We start from the raw sequence: 4,117 nt of genomic DNA on the forward strand, positions 1-4,117 counted from the left end.
TTTCATCCCCATGTCTGAAGCCAGGGGCTTTCATGCTCCGATTTTCGGTAATCTATTGTTAAATTACTTGTCTCTAGTTTATATTGTTTGGGAGCGTTAGCCTGTGAACATCTATGGTACTTTCTCGGAACGATCCAAAACAGTCGGTGCAAGTAGCCCAATATGTGCCTAAACTCTCAGAAGTCAAACGACTTGAAATACAGCGAAAAAAGAATCTTATGCTCCTAGTCGAGAATTTGATGCAAAGAGAAAGAAACACACTTAGCAAGATTATTGATTGTCTTTATGATCTTGGCTCCCTTAATTTGATCAATAAAAAGGTTCCCATCGGTTTTTTTAGATTCTTATTTAAACTAATTACAAAATTTACAAAAACTTTTTTTAGATACATTGCTTTTTATTGGGTTGTCAATAATACCCCTGAATTAATTACTAACTGGTTAATCAATAAAATTATGATTTCTCGCAACTCTAAAAACAAACCATTGAAAGCGAAAAAAAACTCAAAGGCTAAAAAAGCACAGAGAAAGCAGAAAAAAGGGAAAGTGAAACAATCGGCGACAGTTGTAGAATATTTTCCCAAGCTTTCAGAAGCTCAGAAACTAGAAATAGAACAGAAAAAAAACGTTATGCTTTTGGTGGAAAACTTAATGGAACGTGAGGAAGCAACTTTCAAGATGATTATCGATTGTCTTTACGATCTTGGTTCTCTTAATATAATAAATCAGAAAGTTTCTCCACGTCCTCTTAACCGAGTCATGAGATTAATTGCTAGACTTTCTAAACCTAGTTTCCGAGCGATCGCTTTTTATTGGGTTAAAAAAAATACTCCTGAATTGATTACAGATTGGCTATTGAAAAAAGTTAGATTCTAGTAGTTAAAAAAGCTTATAATAAGCTACGAAATTCTCGCTGATAAGCTTGATTATCCAAACCATCTCCTTGATAGGCAATGTCTGGATTAACAGCTCGTGTCAAGAATTCAACCCTTTGGGATGTAGCTGGATGGGTACTCAAAAGAGCAGGGGGAGATGAACCTTTTTGAGTTAGTTTTTTCATAAAAGTAATCATACCAATAGGCGCATAACCAGCTTTTTTTAAGTCTCGTAAACCTATCTGATCAGCTTCTAGTTCTGCTTCTCGACTATGGGGAAGATTAACAGCTAATTGTACCCCAATATTAACAACATTGCTTTCGCTTAATCCAGTGGCTGACATTAATCCTTGAGATATAGCCACATTCCGCATTTGTTTGATAGAATGACGCTCCGTAATGTGGGCAATTTCGTGAGCAACAACACTTGCCAATTCTGCTTCGTTTTCTGCTGCTCTAACTAACCCTGTGTTGACATAGACAAAGCCTCCCATAGTAGCAAAAGCGTTAATAGAATTGTCTTCCACAACTTGGAAAGTAAAAGGTAAATTGGGACGGCTACTCTTTTGAGATATCCTTCGACCAATACCCTCAATTCTCTGAATTAAGGCTCGATTTCGAGAAGGGCGAAATCTACCACTTCTGACTAGTTCTTGATTAATTTGCTGTCCATACCTAACTTCTTGTTGATCAGATAAATTGGACAGTTGAATAACTTGTACTCCTTGAAATATCCAATTTAACCAAGACTGTCCGTAACTAGGTTGCGGGGAAAAGATCACAATACTACCAGTGATCAAAGTTGCCAGTAAACCATACAATAGACGACTACGGTAGAGATGTATTAACTTCATCATGATCGATTCCTTCAATAGTATAAACTCTAGTAAACTTGATGTTTGTTCTTCAATTTTCCTTCATTATAGTCATAATTTTTGCTTGATAAAAACATAATTTGTTCCAGATGTTAAATTGTCCATTAGTTTCTCTCTGTTTCCACTTATTTCTACTTATTTCCATTATTGATTGAGTTTAAATCTAGATTATCGAATACTATACTCTTTAAGTTTTAAACGTCTAATAAAGATTCAAATTCATAACGCAACCCTTCAATTTCTCCTATTCTAGCTACAATCAATATATTTGAGTCAATCGGCTTAAAGTTGTTTTGCCAATAACGAACTTTATCTTCATTTTTTAACCAAAAGCTAACAATACTTTCCACAACATTATCCCAATCCCAATCTGGTTTCTTAGGAATATTGTTCACAGATTCAAGAAAGCCATCAAGACTACATTGATAGCTCCCTAAATAAGCTGTTGCACGATTTTCATTTTGCTCAACTTGTTGTTGATAATTAAAAAAGGTTAAGAGGGAAGTAGTACCGAGAATATCAAAAAAGTAGTTCATGGGTTGTCTTTTACAATACTTTATTTTTAAAAATTTCCCCATCGTTAAGCTTTTTGTCTGTAGGGGAATTAATTGAGCAGTTAACCCGTACAGAAAACTCAAAAACAAGGATTTATTTGTACAACATAATAGCAAACGAAAGCCATAAAACTATTAATAATAAAGATTTTATAATATTTCTTAATAATTTTTAAGTAAAAATAATGAGATCCTAAGTTTTCTGAACTATATCGTTGTCATTATCCATAATGGAGTGAGAAGGTATTGTCTGAAATTATCGATCATTTATAATGCCAATTACTTTAGTAGAACAAAACTGGTTCCGTTGGGCTATTCTTCTTATTTTAGGATTTCCCTTAATCATGATTGTACTCAATGAAATAATTGTCCGACTTCGACAAGAAGAAAGACCAATAGTCGCTACAATTATTATTTTTAGAAATCTAGTATTTCCTTTAGTAGCTTTATTTTTCTTCTTAACAAAGGTTTTGGAATTTCCTGAAGAAACGACTATTATTAGATTGGTAGAAACATTAGTTTGGATCGGGATGATTCATGCCCTACTTTCAGCATTTAAAATATTAATATTTGAACAAGCAGTGGCCGGAAGCTGGCAAGAGAGAGTGCCTGACTTACTACTAGATTTAATTCGATTTTTTTTAGTATCCTGTATTACAGCTGTTATTCTTTCTACGGTATGGAAAATCGATTTAGGTGCGCTTTTAACTGCATTCGGGGTAGGCTCATTGGTGATTGGTTTAGCTTTACAAGACACACTAAAAAATCTATTTTCGGGCATTTTATTACTATTTGAACGCCCCTTTACCCTGGGAGATTGGTTGCGAGTTGGGGAGACAATCGGTAAAGTTATTAAAGTTAATTGGAGATCGGTTTACTTACAAACCCGTGATCGAGATAGTGTAGTGATTCCTAATTCAATTTTAGCCCAAGGAAACTTTACCAATTACAATCGTCCAACTCCGTTGCACGTCGAACGATTTTCCTTTGGATTTTCTTACGACGATCCTCCTAATAAAGTGATTCGGGTACTCAAAGAAACCGCCTTATCAACCCCAGGTATTTTAAGAGAACCTTCCCCGTGGGTAAGAGTAGAAAATTATGCTGATTTTTCTATTGTTTATCAAATCGGTTTATTCGTTAATAATTACGAAACAATGTTGAATGTTCGTAACGATTTTGTGATTCGTATTTGGTATGCAGCAAAACGATATCATTTAACCATTCCCTATCCCATTCAGACTGAGTATCAGATGGATGTAGCAACAACACCTAAACCTAACCCAGTTTATCAAGTAACAGAAGTAATGCGATCGCTGCCAAATTTCGGTAATCTGGCGGCTGAGAGATTTATTGAAGAAGAAAACGCAAGTAATATCCGATACTACGCTCAAGGAGAATGGGTTTTTCAAGAAGGAGAAAGGATTTTGGGATTGTATTTAATTCTCAATGGTCGTGCAACTATTTTAGTGAAAAATAATCATGGAGAAAATCAAACAATTGCCTGTTTAGGAAAAGGGGAATTTTTTGGTGAGAAAATTCTCCTCACAGGAGAATGTAGTGATGTTTCTGTGATTGCCGTAGACGACTTAGAAGTAGCGGTTTTATCCCCAGAAGTAGTTGCGACTTTATTAGAACAAATGCCCAGACTATCCCAAGAGTTTAGCGAGTTATTAGAAACAAGAAAAAAAGAAGTTATTAAAGCCAAAAATAAAACTCACGAGTTTTAAAAATCTCATCAAAGTAAAAGTGTGATTTGTATATAGCAGTTCCCATACTTGTGAGGTACAAATTTTTCTAGTTTTAGGAGTCAG

General features: G+C 34.8%; 4 protein-coding genes. 2 read left to right on the forward strand and 2 right to left on the reverse strand.

Annotated elements, in window-relative coordinates; translation table 11 throughout:
- Positions 1 to 113 precede the first annotated feature (113 nt).
- On the forward strand, positions 114 to 875 hold the full coding sequence (locus P9B04_RS25210; RefSeq protein ID WP_446718012.1) for a hypothetical protein: 762 nt from the start codon (positions 114 to 116) through the stop codon (positions 873 to 875).
- A 13-nt stretch (positions 876 to 888) separates the two neighbouring features.
- On the opposite strand, the gene P9B04_RS15770 is transcribed toward P9B04_RS25210, so the two are convergent.
- Positions 889 to 1,728 carry a M48 family metallopeptidase gene (locus P9B04_RS15770; RefSeq protein ID WP_342055944.1) on the reverse strand — a complete coding sequence of 280 codons (840 nt, stop codon included), beginning with the start codon at positions 1,726 to 1,728 and terminating at the stop codon, positions 889 to 891.
- Between the two features lie 215 nt (positions 1,729 to 1,943).
- Complete coding sequence (locus tag P9B04_RS15775) at positions 1,944 to 2,285, reverse strand: hypothetical protein (protein ID WP_342055941.1); 342 nt, start codon at positions 2,283 to 2,285, stop codon at positions 1,944 to 1,946.
- 290 nt (positions 2,286 to 2,575) lie between these two features.
- Between P9B04_RS15775 and P9B04_RS15780 the strand changes: the two genes are divergently transcribed.
- Positions 2,576 to 4,033, forward strand: coding sequence for a mechanosensitive ion channel family protein (locus tag P9B04_RS15780; protein ID WP_342055942.1), 1,458 nt, complete (start codon positions 2,576 to 2,578; stop codon positions 4,031 to 4,033).
- Positions 4,034 to 4,117: the final 84 nt, after the last annotated feature.

It is taken from the genome of Crocosphaera sp. Alani8 (genome assembly GCF_038442745.1).
In the GTDB taxonomy this organism is placed as follows: domain Bacteria; phylum Cyanobacteriota; class Cyanobacteriia; order Cyanobacteriales; family Microcystaceae; genus Crocosphaera.

Excerpts from the sequence above, each read along its gene's own strand:
- P9B04_RS25210 (WP_446718012.1), top strand. The coding sequence starts at position 114 with ATGGTACTTTCTCGGAACGATCCAAAACAGTCGGTGCAAGTAGCCCAA.
- P9B04_RS15770 (WP_342055944.1), bottom strand. The coding sequence starts at position 1,728 with ATGAAGTTAATACATCTCTACCGTAGTCGTCTATTGTATGGTTTACTG.
- P9B04_RS15775 (WP_342055941.1), bottom strand. The coding sequence starts at position 2,285 with ATGAACTACTTTTTTGATATTCTCGGTACTACTTCCCTCTTAACCTTT.
- P9B04_RS15780 (WP_342055942.1), top strand. The coding sequence starts at position 2,576 with ATGCCAATTACTTTAGTAGAACAAAACTGGTTCCGTTGGGCTATTCTT.